This window comes from Flavobacterium sp. 2755 (genome assembly GCF_031455715.1).
Classification (GTDB): domain Bacteria; phylum Bacteroidota; class Bacteroidia; order Flavobacteriales; family Flavobacteriaceae; genus Flavobacterium.
Genome location: NZ_JAVDTG010000001.1, coordinates 707,704 through 732,433, shown reverse-complemented (window position 1 = coordinate 732,433; position 24,730 = coordinate 707,704). Strand labels below are relative to the sequence as shown.

Below are 24,730 nucleotides of genomic sequence, written 5' to 3'. Positions count from 1 at the left end.
ATTAATATGAAAAATATAATAAAAAGAAGTGGTGCTGTTGCTTTGACACTACTGATGTTAATATCTTCTTCTTGCTCTCAGGACTTTTTAGATGTGCCTGCAGAAGGAGTGCCAACAATAGGAAACTATTACGATTCTGATGTAAAACTGGACAATGCTAGTAACGGACTTTATGGAATTGTTTGGTTTAATATGAACAAAGAAGGTTTTTATGGTATTACAGATGTTATTTCTGGTAATATGTATGCGGGACCTTATAATGAGTTTGGAAAATTTACAGATTTGAGTTTTACTAATTCACAATCTTTTATTGGTGATTCATGGAGATCTTGTTTTGGAGCTGTTGCAAATTGTAACACTTATATAGGTTTACTACCTCAAAGTGTTGGGCCGGATGTAAGCAGTGAAGCGTTAAACAATGCTTTAGGTGAAATGCACTTTATCAGAGCTTTTTCATATTTCTTTTTGGTAAGATTATGGGGAAATGTACCTATTATTGAAAACAATGCCGATTATTCTAAAAATTTTGTGATTCCAAGTAATCCTGTAGCAGACGTTTATACATTTATAGAGAACGATTTAAAATTTGCTATTGCTAATTTAAGATCTAAAAACAGAGGTTCTGATTATGCTTCAAATGCACACGTTTCGAGTGGATCTGCAAAAGCACTATTGGCAAAAGTATATTTGTATCAAAAGAAATATGAGCTTGCAAGAGCTATGGCTCAGGAAGTAATTAACAGCGGAGAGTTTAAATTATTAGGCGGAGATGAACTTCCAACTAAATCTTTTGCTGATTTATGGCTTCAAAAAAACAATAATAATGAAGAGTCTATCTTTTCATGGCAATGGACTGGTGCAGGAACGTACTTTGAAGGAAACTTTTCAAATACATTATTTGCTCCGGAAAACAGATTGGTTGAAACATCTTATTCAGGTCAAATTGCACCGTCTCAGGATTTAATTCATAATGTTTATGAGCCGGGCGATAAAAGAAGAGCAGAAACATTTATGCTTCCTGGAGATTATTATCCAAACTTAACTTATGCACAAACACTTGCAGTAGATTCTCCAAAACTTTTAGGATATACTTTTGAAGAAGAAAACGAAGCTCAAAATTCAGGAGCTGGTTTGAAAAAGTATGTAATAGGAAAAGAAAATTTACCAATAACAGGACCATTCAATGCGCCATTTAATGGAGAAAGCAGTATGAATAGTTATATGATGCGTTATGCTGATTTACTTTTAATTCATGCCGAAGCTATTTTAGGCTCACAAACCGGAAGCACTTCTGATCCTGCAGCTTTAAAATCATTCAACGCAGTTCGTAAAAGAGCAGGTCTTCCAATTAAAGCTTCTATTTCATTTGACGATATCTTTAAAGAAAGACGTGCAGAATTAGCTTGTGAAGGAGATTATTATTTTGATTTAGGACGTTTGCCATTTGCAAAAGCAAAAGCAATTTTAGAAGCTCAAAACAGAGGAGATAAAGAAACGCCAAAATACATTACAATTTCGGCAACAAATCTTTTACTGCCTTATCCGGCAGATGATTTAATTAAAAATCCAAAATTAACAGAAGTAGCACCGTATACTTTTAAATAATTTTTAAAAATAAAAATATGAAAAATATAAAAATTGTTTCGTTAGCAGCATGCATGGCATGGATGTTATCTTTAATGCTTTTTACTTCATGCTCAAGTGATGACAGCAGCGCTGAGGCTTCTACTGGTGCGCCTGTAATAGAATCTGTTATGCCTTCTGGATATAATGCAGATGGAACCCTGAAACCCTTAACTCCGGTAACATTAGTAGATCCAAAAAACTATTATGTAATTCACGGAAAAGGATTGCTTACTACCAAAAAAGTATACTTTAATGACTTCGATACCTATTTCAGACCAACATTTGTAACAGATACGGATATCATTATATTGGTAGATGAAGATACGCCTTATGCAAATGCTTCAAATCAGTTAAAGGTTGTTACAGATAGAGGAACTGTTGTTTATAATTTGACAGTTGCGCCTCCTGTACCGACATTTAGTGGTTTCAATTCTATCAATTGTGCAGAGGGAGATCAGGTAATAATTAAAGGTAAATATTTCTTAAATCCTGTAGTTACTTTGGCAGAAACAGCAACGCAGCCTGCAGTTCCGGTTACCGTAGTATCTTCAACTTTAGAACAGATCGTAGTAAAAATCCCGGCAAACGCAAATCACAGATATCTTTCTGTTGCTAATATATCCGGAGCAGCCGTATCAAAAGAAGCTATAGGAACAGCGTTGTATGATGATGTATTGTATGGCGTACAATGGGGAGGCCCGTGGGCAGGCAAAGGTGTTAATTTTGCTTATGACAAAGATTCTTATCAAGGCGAAAAATCATGGCAGTGGGAGTTTGGTCAATGGGATGGAGGAAACTGGGGTTTCAATGTCGATTTAACTCCATACAAAGCATTACGTATCGCTATAAAAGGTACAAAAACCGGACGCGTTAATTTTAGTGTAAACGGCGGTGTAAATTATGTTTTACCAGTTACAAGTACATGGGTTTATCTGGAAATTCCTTTTAGCGAATTAGGAAATCCTACAAGTCTTACTATGCTTACATTCCAGGAATCAAATAATGACGGCGGTAATACGGTATTATTTGATGATATAGGATTCGTATTAAAATAAATAAATGCTTTTTTGAGTTAGTTTAAGATATTCCCTAATTGAAAAGTTAGGGAATATCTTTTTATAATGTCTTTTTAAATTTTATAAAATGAAGAAAATTATTTTAGGATTAGCTTTATGTGCTTCCTTTTTTGGCTTTAGCCAAGGAAATACACATACACAGGCAGCAGGAAAATTTGAAGGTTTGGCCATGACACCTCCAATGGGATGGAATTCGTGGAATACTTTTGCGACCAACATTGATGAAAAATTAGTAAAAGAAACAGCAGATATAATGGTTTCATCAGGATTGGCCGCAGCGGGTTACAATTATATTGTTTTAGATGACGGCTGGATGACCAGAGAACGCGATGCAAATGGGGATTTAGTTCCTGATCCCGTTAAATTTCCTAACGGAATGAAAGCGCTGATTGATTATGTACACAGTAAAGGTTTAAAATTTGGTTTGTACAATTGTGCCGGAACGCAAACCTGTGCCGGATATCCGGGAACGCGCGGTTACGAATATCAGGATGCCCGTTTTTATGCTAAACTTGGAATCGACTTTTTAAAATACGATTGGTGTAACACAAAAGGAATTACTGCGCCAGAAGCGTATACAACAATGAGTAATGCCTTAAAAACGGCTGGAAGACCAATTGTTTTCAGTCTTTGCGAATGGGGCGATAATCAGCCGTGGGAGTGGGGCAAGCCAGTTGGAAATCTTTGGAGAATTTCCGGAGATATTTATCCTTGTTTTGACTGCGAATTTAAACATCCTGAAAATTGGTCATCCTGGGGATTTATGAAAATAGCCGAAATGCGAAAAGACATCCGTAAATATTCAGGCCCAGATCATTGGAATGATTTTGATATGATGGAAGTTGGAAACGAAATGAACGATACCGAAGACAAATCGCATTTTGCTATGTGGTGTATGCTTTCGTCGCCATTATTTACAGGAAATGATTATAGAAAAATGTCTAAAGAAACGCTGGCAATTTTAACCAATAAAGAATTAATTGCTGTAAATCAGGATAAATTAGGAATTCAGGGTTTCAAACATTCAGCAGAAGATGGTTTAGAAGTTTGGGTTAAACCTTTATCAGATGGAAATTGGGCGGTTACTTTTTTAAACAGAAGTGAGGTTTCTAAAAAAATTAATTTCGATTGGAAAAAGAATGCAATAAAAGATGTAGATTTCGGCTATGAAGCTGATTTTAATAAAACTACATTCAAATTAAAGAATCTTTGGACGAATAAAGATTCAGGAAATACGAAAAAGAATTTTACAGCAGAATTAGCTTCACATGATTGCATAACATTAAAATTGTCTCTTTAAAATTTAAATTTATGATGAGGTTTAAAAAATTAACTACGATTTTATTCTTATTAGTATGCTGCTTTGCACAAGCACAATTTGTGAAAAAACATGGACAATTAAGCCTTCATGGAACTCAGTTAGTAGATAAAAACAATGAACCCATTGTTTTGCGAGGATTAAGTTTCGGTTGGCATAGTATGTGGCCGAGATTTTATAACGAAAAAGCGGTAAGCTGGCTCAAAAAAGATTTCAATTGCAATGTCGTACGTGCCGCAATGGGAATCGAACTTGGAGATTACTCTTATATGAATGATCCTCAGTTTTCAAAAGAAAAAATAGAAGCCGTAATAAACGGAGCCATAAAATCTGATATCTATGTAATTATCGATTGGCACAGTCATAATGTTAATTTAAAAGAAGCAAAAGCATTTTTTGCAGAAATGTCCCAAAAGTACGCCAAGTATCCTAATATAATATATGAGATATTTAACGAACCCGATTATGAAACCTGGTGGGAAGTAAAAACCTATGCCGAAGAAGTAATAAGGGTAATTAGAGAAAATGATCCCAACAATATTATATTAGTAGGATCACCGCATTGGGATCAGGATGTTGACCTTCCGGCAGAAGATCCAATTTTAGGATTCAACAATATAATGTATACCATGCACTTTTATGCCGCAACACACGGCAAGGAATTAAGAGACCGAACTGATCAGGCGCTAAAAAGAGGTATTCCTATTTTTATTTCTGAATCTGCCGGAATGGAAGCTTCTGGCGACGGGCCTTTAAATGTAAAAGCATGGCAGGAATATATTGATTGGATGGAATCCAAAAAGTTAAGCTGGATAACATGGTCAGTTTCGGATAAAGATGAAACTTGTTCCATTTTGCAAAAAACGGCAAAATCAGACGGAAAGTGGAAAGATGAAGATTTAAAAGAATCCGGAATTAAGGTTCGGGAATTTTTAAGAAAATATAATACTCAAGAATAAAAAAAAACTCTTTTATATAATAAGGAAGCCTGTTCAATTTGAACAGGCTTTTTTGTTTTATGAACCATTTTTTGGGTCTTGAATTACATTTTTATCGGCTGTATTGAGTGGTTTATTTTTGTAGGAATTTTTCATTAAGCTTTAGCATTACTGGATTTCAGGTGTATTTGTTGTTTGATTTTATTTTAAAATTTTATTTTTAAACATACCCCCTTAAAATTATAGGGTAAAATTTTTTTAAAGTGTTTTTAAGATGATTTTTAATCAAATTTGAATACTGAATTTTTGTTTTACCCTTGTTTTTTAGTTTAAAATGCTAAAAATGCGTTGTTGAATTTTCAAAAACAAAACGCTATAAATGTCAAATAACGATTATTGGCAGTTTAATTTTTGTAATCCATAATTCTTCGCTATAAAAGCCAAAAAAGTAGTTTCCAATTATTCTACTCATACAAAAGTTAATAAATTCGCTAATGAAAATGAAGAGGTTTTAGGGGGAGATTCAAGGGTTTTAAAAAATGACTTATACTATTAAATAGATATATAAACGATTAACTAACCAAAATCAAATTAATAACTAAAAACCAATTAACACATGAAAAAAGTATTTTACATTTTAGCTGCCACTTTAACGAGTTCTTTTGCTTTTGCACAAGAGGATGAAAAACCAACTTCGCCAGCAACTACATGGGGAGGGTCTGCGGACGCTTACTATAAATATGATTTTTCTAAACAAATGAACGGATTAACGAGCTTTACCAACTCTCAGGATTCGTTTGAATTAGGAATGGCTTCGATTGAAGCAAGTCATACTTTTGGAAAAGCTTCTGTTTTTGTAGACTTAGGTTTCGGAAAAAGAGCAGGAGAGTTCTCATATAATGAAACAACAGATAAAGATATTAACGCTAAATTTTTAATTAAACAATTATATTTCACTTACCAAATTACAGAAGAATTTAAAGTTGTTGCCGGTAGCTTTGGTACACATATAGGTTATGAAGTGTTAGATGCCGTAGATAATAAAAACTACAGTATGTCTTATGCTTTCTCTTATGGGCCATTCTTTAATACTGGGGTTAAAGCACAATATACAGCTGGTAAATTCACTGCTATGTTTGGTATTACTAACCCAACAGATTTTAAATCGGCAATGGATGCTGGTTCTACTCAAAAAACGTATATAGGACAAGTAGGTTTTGTGGGTGATACAGGAAGTGCTTATTTAAACTTTACATCAGGAAGTACAAATCCAATTCCTGGAAGTTTAATACCAGTTTCTGATGAGAATAAAACTCAATTCGATTTGACTGCTTCTAAAACAATAAGCGACAGTTTCGGACTTGGATTTAATGCAACTTACGCTAAAACGAAACATGATTTCGATAGTACTTTAGATGGCGAGTGGTTCTCATTAGTAGGATATGCAAATTATTCATTCAGCCCGTCTTTGCTTTTAGCATACAGAGTTGAATATTTTGATGCAAAAGATGCTGCTCCAAGTTTAGGAACATTAACTGGATCTAATGTATTTGCAAACACAGTTTCATTAAACTACAAAGTTGGAAAACTAACAATAATTCCTGAGCTAAGATACGATGCTGCTTCTGAAGATATTTTCTTAGACAGCGATGCTGCTCCAACAGGAGGATCATTCTTCGCCTTACTTGCTACAACATACTCTTTCTAGAGATAAAGATTGATATTTTTTTTTTTTTTTTGGAGCTGTCGAAACATACTAATGTTTTGGCAGCTTTTTTATTAGGATTATTTTTTTGCTCTTTGGGTTGATGTTTTTTCGCCACGAATTTCACGAATTTTCACGAATTATTTGTGGTGAAAATTGTAAACAAAAAAAATATTTCAGGCTTCTGCTAGAGCATTTGTTAGAGATTCTTCATGTAGTAATTTAAAAAACAAGCAAAATTAATTCGTGAAAATTCGTGAAATTCGTGGTAGAAAAAAATCTTTTTAATCCTTTTATCCCGATAGCTATCGGGAGTAGCAAAACCTTGTATGTATATTATATCGTTAGTGAAATGCAAGCATAAAAAAACGCATTTCTGTAAAATTTAGAAATGCGTTTTTATGTTTTTTATCAACTATTTACTGCAGTTGTTTTTTGTATATAGAATATATAGTATCAATTGTTTTACGGTCAAGCGTCGAAGTTGCATCCGTTTGAATATAATGCAATTTAAAAGCCTGAATTGCTGCAGAAAGATTCTTTGTGTTATAACCAATAATTCTCAATGCAGGTTCGATTTTAAAGTCAAAAGGAGCTTCTTCGAGAACTTCATCCGGCCAGATACCAAAACCTTTTTCGGCTAATGTTTTCCACGGAAATAAAGCACTAGGATCTTGTTTTCTTCCCGGAGCAATATCAGCATGACCTAAAAAGTTTTGCGTCGGAATATTATAATCCTTTTTTAGTTTAGTCAGCAATGCGACTAAGCTGTTGATCTGCGCCTCAGTAAAAGGTTTAAAACCATTATTGTCTAATTCAATTCCTATAGAAGAAGAGTTTAAATCAGTGTTTTTTCCCCAAGTTGACGCTCCAGCATGCCATGCTCTTAAATAATCATTCAGCATTTGAACCACTTTTCCATTCTCAGAAATCACATAATGAGCACTAACCTGAGTTCTGGTTTTAGTAAAAGTATTTATAGTCTGTTGAATTGAATCCTGAGCAGTATGATGAATAACAACAAAACTCGGCTTTCTTAAGTTGAAATTTACAGTTCCAATCCATTCTGTGCTAATTCCGTTTAATAAAGCTGTTGAACCTGTTTTAGACAGCGTATCTTTTACGATACCCAATTGCGAAGCATAAGTAGTATCAATAATTAACGGACTTACCGGAGGAATCGTTTGTGCTTCTTTGCTTGTAATCTGATTTTCTAGAGTCTTTAACTGCTGATCATAAGCTTTTTCAGTATTCTTATACGGATTTGTTGAGCAAGAAGTAATGATAATTGCTAAAAACAAATAACATAAATGTTTTTTTGCCATGGTTGGTTACATTTTATAATAGAATTAGAACAATTATTCCTGAACTTTTTCAGCTGGTTTTTCTTCTTCTTTATTATCTTTTGATTCTTTAGAATCTTTTTTCTTTTTTGATTTTGTTTTTTTAATTTCTTTAAAATCAGCCATGAAGTTTTTGTACTTCTCTATTTGATCAGGATTTAAAAAAGCAGTGATTTTTTTGTCCATACTTTCTTTTAGAGCTTTTAACTGCTCCATTTTTGTATCCTGATTGCTTTCTTCATTTTTCAAAAGAATTCCCTGCTCTCTCAAACTTTCAGCAAAAACATTTGTAATCGCAATTACCTGAAGTTCATCAAGATTTACTACAGGTTTCATTTGATCAACGATTTTTCCGGCAGTTTCCTCAACTGGTATTTCTTTTGGTTTGCTGGTATTACCTTGCGGGCCTCCCATCATACTTCTGTCCATACCCATTCCGCCGCCTCTTCCGTAACCACCGCCGCCATAGCCATTGCCGTAACCATTACCATACCCGTTTCCGTATTGAGCCGAAGCAAAATTGAAACAGAATAATGTAAAAACTAATAGAATTAAGTTTTGAGTAGCTTTCATAAAGTTATTTTGTCTAAGGTTAGCAATAGTTTTACGGTAAATTTAAGCAGGTTCTCCGTATAAATCAAATTCTGTTGCTTCAATTATCTTGATATTAACAAATTCGCCTGTTTTTACATAATGTTTAGACGCATCTATCAAAACTTCATTATCAACATCCGGGCTGTCAAACTCTGTTCTTCCCACAAAATGTGCACCTTCTTTTCTGTCAATAATACATCTAAAAACCTGCCCAACTTTTTCTTGGTTCAAATCCCAGGAAATCTGCGATTGCAATTCCATGATTTCATTAGCTCTTGCTTGTTTTACATCATCCGGAACATTATCCTCTAATAAATAAGCATGTGTATTTTCTTCATGAGAATAAGCAAAACAGCCCATTCTGTCAAACTTCATTTCCTGAACAAAATCTTTTAAGATTTCGAAATCTTCCTGCGTTTCACCAGGATATCCAACAATTAAAGTAGTTCTAATCGCCATCCCTGGAACGGCAGCGCGGAAATCTTTTAATAATTGTGTCGTTTTAGCCTGAGTTGTACCACGGCGCATCGATTTCAAAATAGAATCTGAAATATGCTGCAACGGAATATCAATATAATTACAGATCTTAGGTTCACGTTTCATTAATTCCAAAACATCCATTGGGAAACCGGTAGGATAAGCATAATGCAAACGAATCCACTCAATTCCTTCAACAGCTGCCAAAGCTTCTAAAAGTTCTGCAAGATTTCTTTTTTTATAAAGATCTAAACCGTAATACGTTAAATCCTGAGCAATCAGTATTAATTCTTTAACGCCATTTTTAGCTAAACCTTGTGCTTCCTTAACTAATTTTTCAATTGGCTGCGAAACGTGAGAACCACGCATCAACGGAATTGCACAAAAACTGCAAGGTCTGTCACAGCCTTCGGCGATTTTTAAGTAAGCATAATTTTTAGGAGTAGTCGTTAATCTTTCTCCTAATAATTCATGTTTATAATCAGCTCCTAAAGCTTTCAATAGTTGAGGTAATTCAGTAGTACCAAAATATTGATCAACATTTGGGATTTCTTTTTCTAAATCAGGTCTGTAACGCTCAGATAAACATCCGGTTACGAAAACTTTATCAACTAATCCCCTGTCTTTTTTGTCTGCATACTCCAAAATCATGTTTACCGATTCTGCTTTCGCATTATCAATAAAACCGCAAGTGTTAATTACAATAATGTTTCCTTCATCCTTAGTTGCCTCATGAGTTACTTCTTTTCCGTTTGCACGAAGCTGACCCATAAGTACTTCACTATCATATACATTTTTTGAACACCCAAGAGTGATTACGTTAATTTTGTTCTTTTTTAAAGACTTGGTTCTCATACTTTTATAAATTGGAGTGCAAAATTACACTTTTTTATTCAAACACCGCTTGTTTCGGTTTCTTTTAGGTGTTTTTTATGAAGGGCTTTTTGATATTTTGTGGTAAAAAAAATCCGCCAAGTAAAAACCTGACGGAAATTTCCATTCATCTATTTAGTTTTAATTACAATTCAAATAATAAAGTCAAAGAAACATTATTCAGTGTTGAGTTAATTTTTGCTCCGTCAGTGAATCCTTGAGAAAAGAAACCTTGATTAGATTTTCTTTCTGCATAAGCATAAGCTAAGTCTAATTTAGTTGCTCCAAAGTTATACCCTAAACCTGCAGAAAAACTGTTTAAGTCACCAACTGTAGTTCCGTTTTTATAAGGACTTCCTTCAAAACGATATCCTCCTCTAAGACTTAATTGTTTTATTTTAAATTCAGCTCCAACTCTTAATTCACCATTAGTGGTTAATTCATTGCTTGTTTCAGTATTTAAATCTCTAAAATCTGGATCATTTGTTGGTTTAAATTTTGCATTACTATAATCTTTAATGGAATAGTCTACACTAATTAAGCCTGATTTACCAAATATGTAAGCTCCACTAAAAGTAAATTCCCCTGGAGTTTGTAAAGTGTAAGGCTCGTAAACGTTTACAATATTTGGATTTATATTTGCATAATTTAAAGATCCGCCTGCTGCCTGTGTAGTAGTGTAGAGGCTTTGAGATACTTCATCGTATAGTTCGTACCATGTATTTGATTCGTATGCTAATCCAAGTCTGAAAGCTTCTGTAACTTTAGCGATTGCTCCTAATTGAAAAGAGAATCCGTTACCATAAGTGTATAATTCATTATTAAATGTTACATCAGAAATAGTTGGTGTTCCAGTAAGTGGGTTGTTGTTAAACTCGTAAAAACTACTTGATCTTCTATAATCTGTTACGTGTACGTTTAAGTTTGCTCCAAGATAAATGCGATCATTATATGATGTTGCAATGTTGAAGCTTACTTTACTGTTGTAGCCTCTTTCGTAAATGTTATTTTCCTGATAATAATTCCCTCCGGGAGCTAGATTACCTGTGTATTCTGTGTTTCCATTATCACCATCGTCTGCGGGATTTATTACAAATCCATAATAACCAAAATAAGCTTGTTGTTGTTTGTAAGTTTGATCCGCATAGTTTGTATTTCTTATGGCTCCTAGTGGAACAGCGTTGTTTTTTAAAGGATCCCCATTTGCATATGCTAGGAAATAATTAGCTACAGAATTATTTGGATTTCTTCCTGCTGAGAAAGTATTGCTGTTGAAATTATTTGTGTTTTCGTAGCTTGCTCCAATTGCAATTTTATTCCATCCTTTATTATTGGGATTTCGATCTTTGAAAACAAAAACACCGCCAGCCTGATTTAGGATGAAAGAATTGTCTTTGTCTTGGGTTTCGTTACTGTTGAAATATTTTGAACCATTATTAATGTTTTGATTGCTTAATGTAATTCCAACTTGATTGTTGTTGAAAATTGCAGATCCAGCCGGATTCACGGTTGTAGCAGACAAATCACCTCCCACAGCTCCAAAAGCACCACTCATTGCTCTAAATCTTGCAGTTCCGGTTATGTTATCTTGTGAATATCGTAAAGCATCAGAAACATCCTGAGAGTGTGAGACGCTGATAGTTAGTCCTGTAATTAAAAGGAATAATATTTTTTTCATTTGGGTAGATTTTAAATATATAAACTAGATGTGGAAAAGAAGGAAAATGTTACCTTCTTCCACCTCCGCCTCCGCCGTATGATCTTCCACCGCCGCCACCGCCGCCGCCAGATGATCTCATGCTTCCACCGCTTCCGCTGTTCATTGAACGTGATGGGCTAGGAGAGTAGGTTCTTGAAGTACTGCCATTGTTACCGTTGCTGTAACTTCTTGTGTTAGTAGTTGTGCCTGATCTTCTGTTAGAATAATCGTAGCTGTTGCTTTGACCTTGAGAATAACTTCTTCTATTATTTGTAAATGTTGGACTGCCAGAATTGTAAGTTCTTCCGTTTACAGCAGAGCTTCTTCTGTAATCAGAATAACCGTTAGATCTGTTAGTATAACTTCTGTTTGTTGTATAGCTTCCTCTGTTAGTGTAGTTTCTGCTGTTTACAAAATTTCTATTTGTAGCATAACTTCTGTTTGAAGCGTAATTTCTGCCTCCGTAGTAAGCTGCAGACCCTCTTCTTCCATAGCTGTAAGCATAGTTACCGTAGTAACCGCCGCCCCAGTATCCAGGATAACCCCATCCAGGTCCCCAATATCCAGGATATCCCCAAGCGTAACCAGGATATCCCCAGTAGCCGCCCCAATAACCGCCGTATCCCCATCCATATCCGTAATAAGGGTATCCCCATCCGAATCCTAATGACCATGTTGGGTCAGAATAAACGTTTACTGAAACATCAGAATTACTGCTTCCCCAAGCCGGGTAAGAAGCTACAGCGGCTGTTTGCGTACTGTCGCTTTCTGCATAATTACCATAATTATCTACATCTGTAAAAATTTCAGTAGGCTGGTTGTCATCTTGCAGTGACTTGAAGTAGTCTTTATATTGATTGTTTGTGTTTGTGGTATTTGTTTGAGCATATCTGTTGGTAGAATTACCATATACTCCATCATTATCATTATATGAAGTGTTTTGGTAAGAACCACAGGATGCTGCTAGAAAACTCAGTAATCCAATTAAGTAAAAAGAACTTGAGTTTTGGCGGAGAGTAATATAAGTTTTCATATCTGTGGTGTTTTTTATTGTTGCACATTACAAAAATAGTTAGTTTTGTCAAACTATTTAGTTAAAATTATTAAAACAAAATTTGTGCCAAACTATATAATATGAGTAAGAACCTTACTACGCGATCAGAAGATTATTCTAAATGGTATAATGAGCTGGTTGTCAAAGCAGATTTAGCTGAAAATTCAGGAGTTAGAGGGTGTATGGTGATCAAACCATACGGATATGCAATTTGGGAAAAAATGCAGGCAGAGTTAGATAGAATGTTTAAAGAAACAGGACATCAAAATGCTTATTTTCCTTTATTTGTTCCTAAGAGCATGTTTGAAGCTGAGGAGAAGAATGCAGAGGGATTTGCAAAAGAGTGTGCTGTTGTAACACACTATAGATTAAAGAATGATCCGGATAAACCAGGGAAATTAATAGTTGACCCTAATGCTAAATTAGAAGAAGAACTTATTGTTCGTCCTACGAGTGAAGCAATTATCTGGTCTACATATAAAGGATGGGTTCAGTCTTATAGAGATTTACCTTTATTAATTAACCAATGGGCAAATGTGGTTCGTTGGGAAATGCGTACGCGTTTGTTTTTGAGAACTGCTGAGTTTTTATGGCAGGAAGGACATACGGCTCATGCTACAAAAGCAGAAGCGATAGAAGAATCAGAAAAAATGATGAATGTATACGCTGATTTTGCTGAAAACTTTATGGCGATTCCGGTTGTAAAAGGTTTCAAAACTGAAACGGAACGTTTTGCAGGAGCTGATGAAACCTATTGTATTGAAGCATTAATGCAAGATGGAAAAGCATTACAAGCTGGAACTTCTCACTTTTTAGGTCAGAACTTTGCTAAAGCTTTTGATGTGAAGTTTGCAAATGCAGAAGGAAAACAAGAATATGTTTGGGGAACTTCTTGGGGAGTTTCTACTCGTTTGATGGGAGCTTTAGTAATGACACATTCTGATGATCAGGGATTGGTACTTCCTCCAAACTTAGCGCCAATACAAGTTGTAATTGTTCCTATTCATAAAACAGACGAACAGCTTGCTGAAATTACAGCAGCGGTTAATGAATTGGCTGCGAAATTGAGAAAACTGAAAATTTCGGTTAAATATGATGACAGAACGACTCAAAAACCAGGATTCAAATTTGCTGAATGGGAATTAAAAGGCGTTCCTGTTAGAATTGCTGTTGGACCAAAAGATTTAGAAAACGGAACTTTTGAGGTTGCAAGACGTGATACATTGACAAAAGAAGTTGTTTCTGGAGAGGGAATCGTAAATTATATCAATGACTTGTTAGAGCAAATTCAAACGGATTTATTTAACAAAGCATTAGACTATCGTAATACACATATTACGGAAGTAAATAATTTTGAGGAATTTAAAGAAATTTTAGAAGGAAAAGGAGGCTTTGTTTCGGCTCATTGGGACGGAACTGCAGCAACCGAAGAAAAAATAAAAGATTTGACAAAAGCGACGATTCGCTGCATCCCTTTAGATGCTGTAGAAGAAGCGGGAGCCTGTGTGTTTACTGGGAATCCTTCTTCAAAAAGAGTGCTTTTTGCTAAGGCATATTAAAAATTTTTAATTTTTTTTGCATCAGGTATTGTACATCTTAAAAATAGTTGTATTTTTGCATCCGCATTAGAGAAACACGGTCCGTTCGTCTATCGGTTAGGACGCCAGGTTTTCATCCTGGTAAGGGGGGTTCGATTCCCCCACGGACTACTTTTTTTTCTGCAAATAAGTTATTATACTTGATGTTAATGGTCCGTTCGTCTATCGGTTAGGACGCCAGGTTTTCATCCTGGTAAGGGGGGTTCGATTCCCCCACGGACTACAATTTCAATTTTATTTAAATTGAAGAAAACTTAGAATGAAACTGGTCTGTTCGTCTAGGGGTTAGGACTCCAGGCTTTCGTCCTGGTAACAGGGGTTCGATTCCCTTACAGACTACAAAATTAGTTGTAAATAAGTTTTGTAAAATAAAAATTGGTGTCTCGGTTTTTGTTTTATTAGTTAAAACCAAAGTGATTGTTTTGCAATTGTGGGAGGTTTTTCTTTTTTAACTAGTATTTATAATTATTATTACATCTAAAATTAAAAGAAAATGGCAAATCATAAGTCAGCATTAAAAAGAATCAGAAGTAACGAAAAAAGAAGAGTTCTTAACAGATATCAACACAAAACTACTCGTAATGCTATTAAAGCATTAAGAATAGCTACTGATAAAGCTGATGCAGCTGCAAAATTATCAACTGTAATCTCTATGATTGATAAATTAGCTAAAAAGAACATCATTCATGATAATAAAGCTTCTAACTTGAAGTCTAAATTAACTAAGCATGTTGCTAAATTGTAATTAATTACAATTTCCTAAATATACAAAAAGTCCTCTTTTAGAGGACTTTTTTTGTTGACACCACATGGTAAATTCCAAATTCCAATTATGCGTGTGTGTATTGGAATTTGGAATTTTAAATTTTATTCTGTTTTAGCTGATTTTCTTTTTAAGATATTCCAGCATGGCCTGGGTGATAGGTTTTGAAAGAAAGTCTATTATAATAGGATATTTTTTTGCTTTCGCTAAATCATCGGGGTCAATTGTAGAAGATAATACAATGACTTTTGCGGTGTTGAATTCTGCATAATCAGCAGAAGTAAAATGATCCAGAAACTCCCAGCCGCCCATTACAGGCATGTTTAAATCTAAAAAAATTAGTTCCGGTTTTTTGTTTACTTTATTCTTGTTGTTGGTATATTTTAAAGTATTAAAATGGTGTAATGCTTCTTCGCCATTTTGAGCAGTAATAATTTCATGCGAAAATGAAGATTTTGAAATTACTTTTTTGCACAACATCAACGTAATTGGATCGTCGTCAATGCATAAAATTTGCTCAAGCATAATGTATTAATTTTTAAATGTTATAGTAAATGTGGTGCCTTTATTGACTTCACTATCAATACTAATTGTTCCTCCCATAGTTTCTACCTGAGATTTCACAAGATACAAACCTAATCCTTTACTGTCAGGATAATTATGAAATCTTTGATAAAGTCCAAAAACTTTGTCACGATTTCTTTCCAGATCAATTCCAATTCCGTTGTCTTTAAAAGTTAAAATAGCGTAATTATCTATTTGATCTGCAGTAATTGATATTTTTAGTTTTCTGTTTTCAGATTTGTATTTTATGGAATTGGTAAGCAAATTCAATAAAATGCTCTCAATATAAGCTTTATTGGTAATTAAAAGTGGGACTCTGTCAAATTTTAATTTGATAATAGGTTTGTGAAGTTCTATTTGAAAAGACAGCTGACTAAAAACATTTTCAAAAACTTCTTTTAAGGAAACCTCCTCTTTTTGCATCGAAGGGTTGTCTTTTATGATAATCACTTTTACTAAATCATTTATGGTTTCATTTAGTAAATGAGTTGATTTTGTAAAACCGGCCAAAATTTCTTCCAGTTCTTCATTTTCGATTGGAATATCTTCAATCAGATTTAAAAGTCCGATTAAATTAGATAATGGTGCGCGAAGGTTGTGCGATGTTATATAAGAGAATTGTTTTAAATCTTTATTATTTTGTGTAAGCTCTCTAATAAGATGTTCTTTTTCTGTTTCCAGTTTCTTTTCGTCTGTAATATCTCTTTGAATAGAAATCCAGTGTGTAATTACTCCTTCGTTATTAAAAATAGGTATCATTGCAAAACGAACCCAGTATTCTTCTTGAGTTTTGGTATATGTTATGGTTTCAATTACACATTCTTCTTCGTTTTTTATTGCCCGCAAAAGTTTTTTCAATTCTTCCGAATCCGATTTTGGACCTTTAAATATATTGGTTGATTTCCCGATAATTTCATCAGACTGATAACCGGACATTTGCGAAAATGCCGGATTTACGTAAACAATTTTTGGTATTTTACGATCTTGTGAGTTGGCTTCGGTAATTAAAATTGAATCTTTAGATTGTGTAATTACGGTTTCTAAAAGTTTTAATCGCTGTTCTTCTTCTTTTTGTTTGGTAATATCCTGGATTGCTCCAATCATTCTAATGGCTCTTCCGTTTTCATCTTTCAGTAAAAAACCTCGATCCAAAACATACTTATAAGTCCCGTCGGCGCATCTAAATCGGTATTGATCCTGCCATTTTTCTGTTTTTTGCTCAATAAAAGAGTATAATTTGATTGACATTCGAATGCTGTCTTCGGGATGAATTTTGTCAAACCACCACTTTGAAGTTTTTCCAACTTCTTCCGGATTATAGCCAAAAACACTCTCAATTCCTTTGTTCCAATTTATGGTATCTTCCTGAATTTTCCAGTCCCAAATAGTGTCACTTGTCGCTTTTGCAACAATATCATATTTTTCGTTTGATTCTTTAATTTCCTCATTTGTGCTTTTTAATTTCTGAAAAACAGAAATATTTTTAGTCTCATTTGTAGAAATTATATATCTGAAAATGAATGCAGTACTGATTATGAATAAGACATCTTTTGCAAAAAATAAATAGGAGTATTTTGCATCAAAAAAGTAGTCTGTGAGTAAATTATGGCAGACTATTGCCATAATTAGCGATATGATAACGTAAACGAGAGTAATTTGGAGAGTTTTACTTTTCATTACTCAAATATAGTTAAATTAACTATAACTAAACAATAAGTAAAGTTCATTTTAGGGTGCAAATTAACACTAGATTAATGAACTAATTACTTGTATATACGCAAACTATCGCAGAAACGTTTTTTTTATCAAAATAAAGTGTACTTTTGCACCCATTAAAAATCACAAATGGAATCTATTAGAAATATTGCAATTATTGCCCACGTCGATCACGGTAAAACCACTTTGGTTGATAAAATTATGTATCACTGTCAATTATTTCGTGACAACGAAAATACAGGTGATTTAATTCTTGATAATAACGATTTAGAGCGTGAGAGAGGTATTACTATTACTTCTAAGAACGTTTCTGTTCAATACAAAGGAACAAAAATCAACATTATCGATACTCCTGGCCACGCGGATTTTGGAGGTGAAGTAGAACGTGTATTGAACATGGCCGATGGTGTATGTTTACTAGTGGATGCCTTTGAAGGTCCTATGCCGCAAACTCGTTTTGTATTACAAAAAGCTATTGACTTAGGTTTGAAGCCTTGTGTAGTTATCAATAAAGTAGATAAAGAAAACTGTACTCCGGAAGAAGTTCATGAGAAAGTTTTTGATTTAATGTTTGAATTAGGTGCTACAGAAGAGCAATTAGATTTCCCAACTGTTTATGGTTCTGCTAAAAACAACTGGATGTCTGATGATTGGAAAAACCAAACAGAAAACATTGAGCCTTTATTAGACATGGTTATTGCTAATGTGCCTGCTCCTAAAGTTTCTGAAGGTACTCCGCAGATGTTAATTACATCTTTGGATTTCTCTGCTTTTACTGGACGTATCGCTATTGGTCGTTTAGAAAGAGGTATTTTGAAAGAAGGTATGGCAATATCTTTAGTAAAAAGAGATGGTACTGTAACGAAATCAAGAATCAAAGAATTACATACTTTTGAAGGTCTTGGACGTAAAAAAGTTACAGAAGTTATTGCTGGTGATATTTGTGCTGTAGTTGGTATTGAAGGTTTTGAAATTGGAGACACTATTGCAGATAACGAAAACCCAGAAGGCTTAGCTTCTATCGCTATTGATGAGCCTACAATGAGTATGTTGTTTACAATCAATGACTCACCTTTCTTTGGTAAAGAAGGTAAATTTGTAACTTCTCGTCATATTAGAGAAAGATTAACAAAAGAATTAGAGAAAAACTTAGCTATGAAGTTAGGTGAAACTGATTCTGCAGATAAATTCATGGTTTTTGGCCGTGGAGTACTTCACTTATCTGTTCTTATTGAAACAATGAGAAGAGAAGGTTATGAGTTACAAATTGGTCAGCCGCAAGTTATCATCAAAGAAATTGATGGTAAAAAATGTGAGCCAATTGAGGAATTAACAATCGATTTACCAGAAAATCTTTCAGGTAGAGCTGTTGAGTTCGTAACAGTTCGTAAAGGTGAAATGTTAAGTATGGAAACTAAAGGTGAGCGTATGATTATTAAATTTAATATTCCATCTCGTGGAATTATTGGTTTAAGAAATCAATTACTTACAGCTACTGCTGGTGAGGCTATTATGTCGCACCGTTTCATTGGATATGAGCCTTTCAAAGGAGAAATTTCTGGACGTAACAAAGGTTCGTTAATTTCTATGGAAAAAGGAAAAGCTATTCCTTATTCTATCGATAAATTACAAGATCGTGGTAAGTTTTTCGTTGAACCAAATGCTGAAATCTATGAAGGTCAGGTAATTGGAGAAAACTCTCGTGGTGATGATATGTGTGTAAACGTAACGAAAGAGAAAAAACAATCTAACGTTCGTTCTTCTGGAAATGATGAAAAAGCGAGAATTATTCCACCAATTATTTTCTCTCTTGAAGAAGCTTTAGAGTACATTCAAAAAGATGAATATGTAGAGGTTACACCAAAATCTATTCGTTTGAGAAAAATCTATTTGACAGAAACTGATAGAAAAAGATTTAAAATCTAATTAGATTTAAATTTCAATATAAAAATCCCAAATTCCATTAGGAGTTTGGGATTTTTTTATGCTTTAAATTCTAATTTTTTAAGCAATTAGAATTTGGAATTTTTCAAATTGAAATTTTAGGATTTTACCTTTTCAAACTAAAATGCCCTTTTACATTTCTGCCGTCTACAAAAATTAAAGTAAACCAATAATCATCAGAAGGAAGCGGCTGTCCGTTAAAAATACCGTTCCATCCCGGACTGTTTTGGTTCATTTGTTTCAAGAGTTTTCCGTAGCGGTCAAAAATATTTAAAGTGTAATTAGGCAGCAAATTAGAATCTCCAATAAGCCATAAGTCATTAAAAGTATCACCGTTTGGAGTAAAAAATCTAGGATAATCTAAAACATAAACCACAAACGCATTAGACAATCCGCAGCCGTTTTTATCTCTTGCTACTGCTGTGTAAGTTCCTGCAGGTACGCTTGTAAATAGTGGTTCGTTTTGAGTAGTTCCGCCTAATGAGAATTCATAATTTCCAACTCCGGTATATTCAATAGAAACAGAGTTTTCATTTCCTGAAAAATCTTTTACAACTGCATTTGTTATGATTGCAGGTTCAGACAAAATGACTTTAAAATCTTTTGTTTTTTCGCAGCCATTTGCATCTGTTACTCTTACGGAATAATCTCCGGGTACAGTTATAATAGTAAAATTTGAAGTATCTCCATTGCTCCATAAATAACTGCTAAAACCAGTGGCTACAGACAAAGTTGTATCTCCGTTTTTGCATAAAAAAGCCGATTCATCCTGAAAATTTGGTGGATTAAAAGTGTTAACGACAAGATCGACTGGTACAACATCATAACAATCTGGACCGTTTACGACTCTTGCGTATATTCTTTGATTAAAAGGTGTTGTATTTTTAAAGATATTAGGTAATGGATTTATTTCGACCAAAGCATCATTTGCGTTTAAATAATAACTAGCAATCAATCCGCTTGGAAGTCCGGCAGTTATTATCGGCGTAACTTCTGCATTCAAATCAAATTGATAAAGTCCATCCTGAATTTCGTCTCGGTCACAAGTACTTATCGGACTCGGATCTGAGATTGATGTTGGTGCAATTTTTAAGGTTACTTCGGCAATTTTAAAACAGCCAAACTCATTTTCTAATCTCGCATACACAATTTGATCTGCATATTTATTGATATACATTTCAGGTTTTACAATTTTACTTGTTTTAGCCTGTGCCTGCGCTAATGTTTCATAATAGCCTTCATTAATAATATAGGCCGCGTTATTTTTAACAATATTGTTGGCTTTATCTAAATTGAAAATTGAGATTCCATCGGTATTGTCATCACATTGAAATAAAGAAGTATTTGAGGAAAGAATTTCGGGAGCGTAATCAATTTTTATTTCTCCGGATAATACACAAGTTGTACCAATAACAGTAGCTTCAACTCTATAATTTCCAGCACTTGTAACTTTGTAAGTTGCATTTGTGCCAAGAATATTAGTTGGATCATTTTTTCTAAACCATCTAAAAGTATAAGTGGCAGGATCAAGATTACTGTTAAGGTCGATTTCTTCTCCAAAACAAGCAGGGTTATTTGTGGCAGTTGTACGATCTTCACCTAGTAAAATTTTTGAAGCAAAACTTCCGGCTTCAAGGAAAATGGCAGATTCGAGATATCTGTAAGTATCATCGGCCACTACCAATTTTACATGATATGTTTTTCCTGTTGTTACGGTAGTCTGTGCCGTCATAACAGTAGTTTGTCCGGCATAATTTACCGGACTGGTATTGTTATTTAAACCATCAAAATAATTTTCATTTGCAGCCGCACAGCCTTGATAATTAATTCCGCCAGGTCTGGTTCCGGGCTCAATTTTCGGACGGATATTTATAGACGAAACAGGAGTAGTTGTATTGGGTAATACGGCTAAATTTTTATAAGGATCTGAGGTTCCAACTTCTTTAATTAAAAAAGCAAATCCATCTGAAAACTCACAAGGATAATCGTACTGATATTCATTTGATGCAAAAATATAATTAAAGCTCAATGCACTTGTATAGGCAATAAAATCAAATTCTAAAACTGTTGAATTTATAGAATGAATACCTAATATTTGATCAAGATCGCTGTCGCCAAGCCAGTTAGGACTGTCGCTGCTGGTTAAGTCACTAACAAAAGGCCCAACGGCACTTTCAGCAGTTGATGTTGCTAAAACTATTCCTTCGGCAAAAGGAAAATTACTTCCGTTGCTGTTAAAATAACCAAAACTTTGTTTTCCGGGCCTGAAAGTATCACCATTACCGGTTGAATTTGTAGCAGCAGCACACGAACTATTCACGAGAATATCTTCAATAAGCTGCTGCGGTGTTTTTTGATCATCAATAGTAATAAACTGCGCATTTACCTTCGTAGATAAACAGCATAAAAATAAAATAATTAAAAAACTTTTTGCCTGATTCATAGTATAACAAATATACTATAAATCCCGATTTTTTAATAATTTGTAAGAAAAATACACGAATAAAAATGTCCAGATTAATACAATCAAAATTGCAAAGTAGCTTACACTATAATCGATATCCGTATTGATTCCCATTTGTGTTCCAATGTTTTTAACTATAGATAATCTTGGGCCAGGATTAACTATTAAATTAGCCATTGATTCTAACGGAAGAAACTGCGTAATTTTTTCATCAGTATCGCTGTCTGGGAAAATCGTAAAGGCAAGATAACCTCTAATTATGGCTTCGATTATATTCCAAACTAAAAGAAAACCTAATGCAAAAGCGGAGCGTTTTACCAAAATCCCAAGAAATAAACAGAATGAAAAGAATCCTGTTAACTTTACAAAAAAGGCCAGAAGATAATCTAAGTCACTAAAAATAATATCAAGTTCAGTGTAAGAAGAAAAAATCAAACCTAATATTAAACTCATCACAAATATAAAGACAGTTGAAGCAGCTGAAAATAAAACGACAGTTAGGAATTTCGATAGAATAAATTCTTTTTTACTCAAGCCATCAATTAAATTTTGTTTTAGTGTTCCATAACTGTATTCGTTAGCCATCATGGAAACAATTACAATAGCAAGAAATAATTTCAAGATAGCGGCAACATAAGTATTAAAGTGCCATATAAAAGGGAAGTTAAAAATTCCCATTTCGGCCAAGTGAAATTTAAGCGGGCCAAGATTAAACTTTATTGAAGCAATTAAGGCTATAAATGAAAGTAAAATAAAATAGGTTAAAGTTAGAATACGACTGGCTTTATTCAACCAGATTTTTTGCAATTCTATAGAGATAAGTCTTTTCATGGCTTAGTTAGATTTTTGGATTTGTATTTTTGGTTAATTCTAAAAATTGGGCTTCCAAACTATTTTTACGTTTGACCAAATGACTTAAAATAATATTTTTTGAAAATAAAAACTGATTCAATTCCTGAGCAGATAAATCGGCTTTTAAGTAAACCAAAACTTTTCCGTCTTCATCCTTAACTTCTGCAACGGCCTGATGGTTGTGTAAAGCAGATTTAAGCGCCAGATTATCATCTGAAGAAACTTCAAAGAAACCTTCATTTGCAGACATTCCATCCACAGAACCAGAATATAAAACTTCGCCTTTTCGCAAAACAACAACGTGAGAACATACTTTTTCGACTTCGTCTAATAAATGCGAAGCCAGTAAAATTGTAGTTCCCTGCGATGCAATTTCTTTAATAATATCTCGAATTTGATGAATTCCCTGCGGATCTAATCCATTCGTTGGCTCATCTAAAATCAAAATTTCAGGATCGTTTAAAAGTGCCGATGCAATTGCCAAACGCTGTTTCATTCCCAAAGAAAAAGTGCTGAATTTGCTGTTTTTTCTTTCAGATAAACCAACAAGATCAAGCTTTTCTCCAATTTTAGAATAATTGATGCTTTTAATTTTACAGACCAATTTTAGGTTTTCTTCGGCTGTCATGTAGGGATAAAAATTTGGACGCTCAATAATAGCACCTACTTTTTTCAAAGCTTCATGCGTTTCTATATTTCCGTCAAACCATTTGTAATCGCCTGATGTTCTGTTTACAACATTTAACACAATACCTAAAGTGGTTGATTTTCCACTTCCGTTAGGGCCCAGGATTCCGTAGACGTGGCCTTTTTGTATGCTAAAAGATACATTTTTAAGCGCCTGAATGCGCCCGTATCTTTTACTGAGATTCTGAATAGTAAGGATGGTTTCCAAATTTATTTCGGTTTTAGTTTTTAGTATGACGATTCAAATTCTATATTGTTACGTCAAATTTATTTTTATCAGCTTATTGATGTAAATTTGTAATAAAGATATTCAAAATGAGCGAACCGTTGATGGTGTTAAAGAAACCTTCTTTTCCTTTAACACAGCCACTTTTAAGTTATTTAGACAGATACGAGCGTATATCGAAAGTTTCTGTGTTTTATGATGACTTATTGCGATTTTCTGGTTCGGTTAACGTTTATGATAAAAACGAAACTGATACTTTATGGATTCGGGTTTACTACAATGAATTTGAAAGAAATGAAATTGATCTCAATTTAAAGAAAATCTACTCGCTTTTACATTCTGATGGAAACAGCGAGATTATTCAGTTTTTAAATATTGATGCAATTGACTATTGTACTTTTGGAAATTCAAAACCTTTTAGAATTAAAGTCCGTAATATTCTCAACGATAATTATGTTCACTTTTATATTAAAAAAGCTGATGCTTCAAGGATTTACGGATTAGAATTAGAAGATATTCTTTCGCCGGATAAAATCAACTTTTTGGTTTATAATGACACCTTAATCGAAGAACATATTATTGGGATTCCCGGCGATGTTTTTATGGATACGCTGCTCGACAAATGTACCGAAATGGAGAAAGCGCAAATTGCGAAAGAATTTGTTAAATTTAACGAACGCTGTATGATCAGGCTTTTGGGCGATATGAGAGCGTATAATTATGTTATTGTACCAATTCATGATTTTGATCAGGTCGTTTATAAAATTCGCCCTATCGATTTTGATCAGCAATGTTACGAAGGGAATTTTAAAGTGTATCGTCCACAGTTTTTCAAGGAAAACTATCCGATGATTCAGCTGATTAAAGAGAAATTGGAAGAACGTTCGATCATTCAGTATAAAGATGAAGAAAGAGCGATTCTGGCGAAACGAATCCATTCTGCTGAAAACAGAATTAAGAAATTATTGAATATTATGTGTCACGATACTATTTCGACAGAGGAACATTTAAACCAATTAAAAATGGAATTGTACCGATACACAAATGATATGAAGTTTAAAAACGCAAGATCAATGGGACACATCATGCAGGCCGCTTTTGAATTCATTATCCGTAATTTTAAAAACACAAACTTAGTTTAAAGGATTAAACCATATAAGTTATATAAGTTCATTAAAGTAAAACTTGAATTTTGTTATGTTGATTTTTTAAA

General features: G+C 33.9%; 19 protein-coding genes and 3 tRNA genes. 12 read left to right on the top strand and 10 right to left on the bottom strand.

Going from position 1 to position 24,730, the window contains the following annotated elements; translation table 11 throughout:
• Window positions 1–6 precede the first annotated feature (6 nt).
• The 5 genes from J2Y38_RS03110 (at window position 7) to J2Y38_RS03090 (ending at window position 6,666) form a co-directional block, all read left to right on the top strand.
• Window positions 7–1,605 (top strand): RagB/SusD family nutrient uptake outer membrane protein, encoded by a 1,599-nt coding sequence (locus tag J2Y38_RS03110; protein WP_309839463.1) that lies wholly within the window; start codon window positions 7–9, stop codon window positions 1,603–1,605.
• Between the two features lie 17 nt (window positions 1,606–1,622).
• Window positions 1,623–2,681 (top strand): hypothetical protein, encoded by a 1,059-nt coding sequence (locus J2Y38_RS03105; RefSeq protein ID WP_309839461.1) that lies wholly within the window; start codon window positions 1,623–1,625, stop codon window positions 2,679–2,681.
• Between the two features lie 88 nt (window positions 2,682–2,769).
• Complete coding sequence (locus J2Y38_RS03100; RefSeq protein WP_309839459.1) at window positions 2,770–4,002, top strand: glycoside hydrolase family 27 protein; 1,233 nt, start codon at window positions 2,770–2,772, stop codon at window positions 4,000–4,002.
• Between the two features lie 11 nt (window positions 4,003–4,013).
• The gene (locus tag J2Y38_RS03095; protein WP_309839457.1) at window positions 4,014–4,979 is read left to right on the top strand and encodes a glycoside hydrolase family 5 protein; all 966 of its coding nucleotides are present in this window, start codon (window positions 4,014–4,016) and stop codon (window positions 4,977–4,979) included.
• A 595-nt stretch (window positions 4,980–5,574) separates the two neighbouring features.
• Window positions 5,575–6,666 carry an outer membrane beta-barrel protein gene (locus J2Y38_RS03090; protein WP_309839455.1) on the top strand — a complete coding sequence of 364 codons (1,092 nt, stop codon included), beginning with the start codon at window positions 5,575–5,577 and terminating at the stop codon, window positions 6,664–6,666.
• 416 nt (window positions 6,667–7,082) lie between these two features.
• Here J2Y38_RS03090 and J2Y38_RS03085 read toward each other — a convergent pair whose 3' ends face one another.
• The 5 genes from J2Y38_RS03085 to J2Y38_RS03065 form a co-directional block, all read right to left on the bottom strand.
• The gene (locus J2Y38_RS03085) at window positions 7,083–7,988 is read right to left on the bottom strand and encodes an N-acetylmuramoyl-L-alanine amidase (protein WP_309839453.1); all 906 of its coding nucleotides are present in this window, start codon (window positions 7,986–7,988) and stop codon (window positions 7,083–7,085) included.
• A gap of 33 nt (window positions 7,989–8,021) precedes the next feature.
• The gene (locus J2Y38_RS03080) at window positions 8,022–8,579 is read right to left on the bottom strand and encodes a hypothetical protein (RefSeq protein WP_309839451.1); all 558 of its coding nucleotides are present in this window, start codon (window positions 8,577–8,579) and stop codon (window positions 8,022–8,024) included.
• A 42-nt stretch (window positions 8,580–8,621) separates the two neighbouring features.
• A complete protein-coding gene (gene rimO, locus J2Y38_RS03075; protein ID WP_309839449.1) occupies window positions 8,622–9,932 on the bottom strand; it encodes a 30S ribosomal protein S12 methylthiotransferase RimO in 1,311 nt (436 codons plus the stop codon).
• A 163-nt stretch (window positions 9,933–10,095) separates the two neighbouring features.
• On the bottom strand, window positions 10,096–11,628 hold the full coding sequence (locus J2Y38_RS03070) for an outer membrane protein transport protein (RefSeq protein ID WP_309839447.1): 1,533 nt from the start codon (window positions 11,626–11,628) through the stop codon (window positions 10,096–10,098).
• A 49-nt stretch (window positions 11,629–11,677) separates the two neighbouring features.
• A complete protein-coding gene (locus tag J2Y38_RS03065; protein WP_309839445.1) occupies window positions 11,678–12,682 on the bottom strand; it encodes a hypothetical protein in 1,005 nt (334 codons plus the stop codon).
• Window positions 12,683–12,783: 101 nt separating this feature from the next.
• On the opposite strand from J2Y38_RS03065, the gene proS reads away from it, so the two are divergent.
• The 5 genes from proS to rpsT all read left to right on the top strand — a co-directional run bounded on the left by proS (window position 12,784) and on the right by rpsT (window position 15,046).
• A complete protein-coding gene (proS, locus tag J2Y38_RS03060) occupies window positions 12,784–14,262 on the top strand; it encodes a proline--tRNA ligase (protein ID WP_309839442.1) in 1,479 nt (492 codons plus the stop codon).
• Between the two features lie 78 nt (window positions 14,263–14,340).
• Window positions 14,341–14,412 (top strand) — tRNA-Glu (locus J2Y38_RS03055).
• A gap of 40 nt (window positions 14,413–14,452) precedes the next feature.
• Window positions 14,453–14,524, top strand: a tRNA-Glu gene (locus tag J2Y38_RS03050).
• A gap of 44 nt (window positions 14,525–14,568) precedes the next feature.
• Window positions 14,569–14,640 (top strand) — tRNA-Glu (locus J2Y38_RS03045).
• A 154-nt stretch (window positions 14,641–14,794) separates the two neighbouring features.
• A complete protein-coding gene (gene rpsT, locus J2Y38_RS03040) occupies window positions 14,795–15,046 on the top strand; it encodes a 30S ribosomal protein S20 (protein WP_053473851.1) in 252 nt (83 codons plus the stop codon).
• Window positions 15,047–15,178: 132 nt separating this feature from the next.
• Here the strand turns inward: rpsT and J2Y38_RS03035 are convergent, their stop codons facing one another.
• Both J2Y38_RS03035 and J2Y38_RS03030 read right to left on the bottom strand, forming a co-directional pair.
• The gene (locus tag J2Y38_RS03035) at window positions 15,179–15,589 is read right to left on the bottom strand and encodes a response regulator (protein ID WP_291147004.1); all 411 of its coding nucleotides are present in this window, start codon (window positions 15,587–15,589) and stop codon (window positions 15,179–15,181) included.
• A 6-nt stretch (window positions 15,590–15,595) separates the two neighbouring features.
• Complete coding sequence (locus tag J2Y38_RS03030) at window positions 15,596–17,305, bottom strand: PAS domain-containing sensor histidine kinase (RefSeq protein WP_309839438.1); 1,710 nt, start codon at window positions 17,303–17,305, stop codon at window positions 15,596–15,598.
• Between the two features lie 168 nt (window positions 17,306–17,473).
• Between J2Y38_RS03030 and typA the strand changes: the two genes are divergently transcribed.
• Complete coding sequence (typA, locus tag J2Y38_RS03025; RefSeq protein WP_309839436.1) at window positions 17,474–19,270, top strand: translational GTPase TypA; 1,797 nt, start codon at window positions 17,474–17,476, stop codon at window positions 19,268–19,270.
• A gap of 124 nt (window positions 19,271–19,394) precedes the next feature.
• On the opposite strand, the gene J2Y38_RS03020 is transcribed toward typA, so the two are convergent.
• The 3 genes from J2Y38_RS03020 to J2Y38_RS03010 are packed head-to-tail and all read right to left on the bottom strand — an operon-like array spanning window position 19,395 to window position 23,499.
• On the bottom strand, window positions 19,395–21,731 hold the full coding sequence (locus J2Y38_RS03020; RefSeq protein ID WP_309839434.1) for a choice-of-anchor L domain-containing protein: 2,337 nt from the start codon (window positions 21,729–21,731) through the stop codon (window positions 19,395–19,397).
• Window positions 21,732–21,746: 15 nt separating this feature from the next.
• On the bottom strand, window positions 21,747–22,583 hold the full coding sequence (locus tag J2Y38_RS03015; RefSeq protein ID WP_309839432.1) for an ABC transporter permease: 837 nt from the start codon (window positions 22,581–22,583) through the stop codon (window positions 21,747–21,749).
• A gap of 7 nt (window positions 22,584–22,590) precedes the next feature.
• The gene (locus J2Y38_RS03010; protein ID WP_309839430.1) at window positions 22,591–23,499 is read right to left on the bottom strand and encodes an ATP-binding cassette domain-containing protein; all 909 of its coding nucleotides are present in this window, start codon (window positions 23,497–23,499) and stop codon (window positions 22,591–22,593) included.
• A 107-nt stretch (window positions 23,500–23,606) separates the two neighbouring features.
• Here J2Y38_RS03010 and J2Y38_RS03005 point away from each other — a divergent pair, with 107 nt between their 5' ends.
• Window positions 23,607–24,659, top strand: coding sequence for a hypothetical protein (locus tag J2Y38_RS03005; RefSeq protein WP_309839428.1), 1,053 nt, complete (start codon window positions 23,607–23,609; stop codon window positions 24,657–24,659).
• The last annotated feature ends 71 nt before the right edge of the window (window positions 24,660–24,730 follow it).

Coding starts and splice junctions, on each gene's coding strand:
- J2Y38_RS03110 (WP_309839463.1), top strand. CDS start 7: ATGAAAAATATAATAAAAAGAAGTGGTGCTGTTGCTTTGACACTACTG.
- J2Y38_RS03105 (WP_309839461.1), top strand. CDS start 1,623: ATGAAAAATATAAAAATTGTTTCGTTAGCAGCATGCATGGCATGGATG.
- J2Y38_RS03100 (WP_309839459.1), top strand. CDS start 2,770: ATGAAGAAAATTATTTTAGGATTAGCTTTATGTGCTTCCTTTTTTGGC.
- J2Y38_RS03095 (WP_309839457.1), top strand. CDS start 4,014: ATGATGAGGTTTAAAAAATTAACTACGATTTTATTCTTATTAGTATGC.
- J2Y38_RS03090 (WP_309839455.1), top strand. CDS start 5,575: ATGAAAAAAGTATTTTACATTTTAGCTGCCACTTTAACGAGTTCTTTT.
- J2Y38_RS03085 (WP_309839453.1), bottom strand. CDS start 7,988: ATGGCAAAAAAACATTTATGTTATTTGTTTTTAGCAATTATCATTACT.
- J2Y38_RS03080 (WP_309839451.1), bottom strand. CDS start 8,579: ATGAAAGCTACTCAAAACTTAATTCTATTAGTTTTTACATTATTCTGT.
- rimO (WP_309839449.1), bottom strand. CDS start 9,932: ATGAGAACCAAGTCTTTAAAAAAGAACAAAATTAACGTAATCACTCTT.
- J2Y38_RS03070 (WP_309839447.1), bottom strand. CDS start 11,628: ATGAAAAAAATATTATTCCTTTTAATTACAGGACTAACTATCAGCGTC.
- J2Y38_RS03065 (WP_309839445.1), bottom strand. CDS start 12,682: ATGAAAACTTATATTACTCTCCGCCAAAACTCAAGTTCTTTTTACTTA.
- proS (WP_309839442.1), top strand. CDS start 12,784: ATGAGTAAGAACCTTACTACGCGATCAGAAGATTATTCTAAATGGTAT.
- rpsT (WP_053473851.1), top strand. CDS start 14,795: ATGGCAAATCATAAGTCAGCATTAAAAAGAATCAGAAGTAACGAAAAA.
- J2Y38_RS03035 (WP_291147004.1), bottom strand. CDS start 15,589: ATGCTTGAGCAAATTTTATGCATTGACGACGATCCAATTACGTTGATG.
- J2Y38_RS03030 (WP_309839438.1), bottom strand. CDS start 17,305: ATGAAAAGTAAAACTCTCCAAATTACTCTCGTTTACGTTATCATATCG.
- typA (WP_309839436.1), top strand. CDS start 17,474: ATGGAATCTATTAGAAATATTGCAATTATTGCCCACGTCGATCACGGT.
- J2Y38_RS03020 (WP_309839434.1), bottom strand. CDS start 21,731: ATGAATCAGGCAAAAAGTTTTTTAATTATTTTATTTTTATGCTGTTTA.
- J2Y38_RS03015 (WP_309839432.1), bottom strand. CDS start 22,583: ATGAAAAGACTTATCTCTATAGAATTGCAAAAAATCTGGTTGAATAAA.
- J2Y38_RS03005 (WP_309839428.1), top strand. CDS start 23,607: ATGAGCGAACCGTTGATGGTGTTAAAGAAACCTTCTTTTCCTTTAACA.